The 1416-nt window shown below is 27.8% G+C and carries 1 protein-coding gene and 1 pseudogene; both read left to right on the top strand.

The window, feature by feature from the left end; all coding sequences use genetic code 11:
• Positions 1 to 114 precede the first annotated feature (114 nt).
• Positions 115 to 993, top strand: coding sequence for a glycosyltransferase family 2 protein (locus D8787_RS11220; protein WP_125423876.1), 879 nt, complete (start codon positions 115 to 117; stop codon positions 991 to 993).
• A pseudogene (locus D8787_RS11215) lies at positions 986 to 1416 on the top strand (hypothetical protein); the annotation flags it as partial. The gene D8787_RS11220 and the pseudogene D8787_RS11215, both read left to right, overlap by 8 nt.

The following is a 1416-nucleotide window of genomic DNA, read 5'->3' as shown; positions in this document are numbered from 1 at the left end:
GTATACTACTGATTAGTGTATTTATTTCTCTAATGTTTGAGAGCTATGGTTACACTGTATTTCTATTTCCAATATTATTTTTTGATTATTTAGGAAAAAGGAAGGAAAGTATTAATGAATAAAATTACCGTATTTACACCAACTTTTAATAGAGGGTATTTAATGAATAAGTTGTTTTATTCATTAAACAGTCAAACAAATAAACATTTTGAATGGCTTATTGTAGATGATGGTTCAATAGATCAGACAGGTGAGCTTGTTGAAACATTTAAGGAACAGGCAGATTTTGAAATACGATATTTTTATCAACAAAATGGGGGTAAGCATAGAGCAATTAATCATGGTTTGGATTTAGCTAGAGGGGAGCTATTCTTCATCGTTGATTCCGATGATTCATTGACAGATGATGCTATTGAGAAAATTTTTAATAACTATTCTGGAATTGCCTTTGATAACAGTTTTGCAGGTATAGCATTTAATAAAGGTTTCTCTAAAAAAAGAATAGTTGGAGAGACTTTTGAAGGAACGTATATAGATTGTGACAATTTACATCGAGGTAAATCGAATATTTTAGGAGATAAGGCAGAAGTATATCGAACAGATATTTTGAAGAGTATTAAGTTTCCAGAGATAGATGGAGAAAACTTTATGAGTGAAGTTGTTTTATGGAATGAAGTTGCAAGAAGAGGTTATAAATTACGTTGGTTTAATGACATAATTTATTTTTGTGACTATTTAGAAGACGGATTAACCAAAAATAGTGAAAAAATTTTATTTAATAATCCAGTTGCACATCAAATGATGACCAAGGAATTGTTACAAATTGATTTTTCATTAAAGAGAAAATTTGGGATGATTTATAACTATCATAAAATTAGAAACCAAAGAATTAAGCAAACCGCTATTAATCTTGAACAGCCTTTAATTTTAGTATATATGGTAGTAATGATGGCTAGAATTAGAAAAATTGTTAAGAGGGTGAAAAATGAGTAACTTATATTATATTGATGAAGAGTTTGGTAGTGATTCAACAGCAGCTACAAAAGCACCAAATGATCTACAGAAAATATTTCAAGACTGTAAATTTAAACCACTAGTAACATTAAAAAAAAATAGTAAAATAGTAAGAATATTTGATTACGTGTTTAAACTTTTGTTGTGTCTTATTAGAATTAGAAGTAATGATATTGTGATATTTCAATTTCCTTTTGCTACTCATGGGAAACTAAAAAATTTTTTAATGAAATTACTACAATGTAGAAAAGCTAAAATGATCTTTTTAATAAACGATTTAGAGTCGTTAAGGTATTCGGGAAATAAAAAAAATCTAATTTCTAAGGAACAGTATGTTAAAAATGCTGATGTGATTATTTGTCATAACCAACGAATGAAGGAGTTTTTAATAGAAAATAAGAT

The sequence above is a fragment of the Streptococcus mitis genome (assembly GCF_003944325.1).
In the GTDB taxonomy this organism is placed as follows: domain Bacteria; phylum Bacillota; class Bacilli; order Lactobacillales; family Streptococcaceae; genus Streptococcus; species Streptococcus mitis_CW.
The sequence above is the reverse complement of the archived record's forward strand: the minus strand, read 5'-3'. Positions and strand labels throughout refer to the sequence as shown.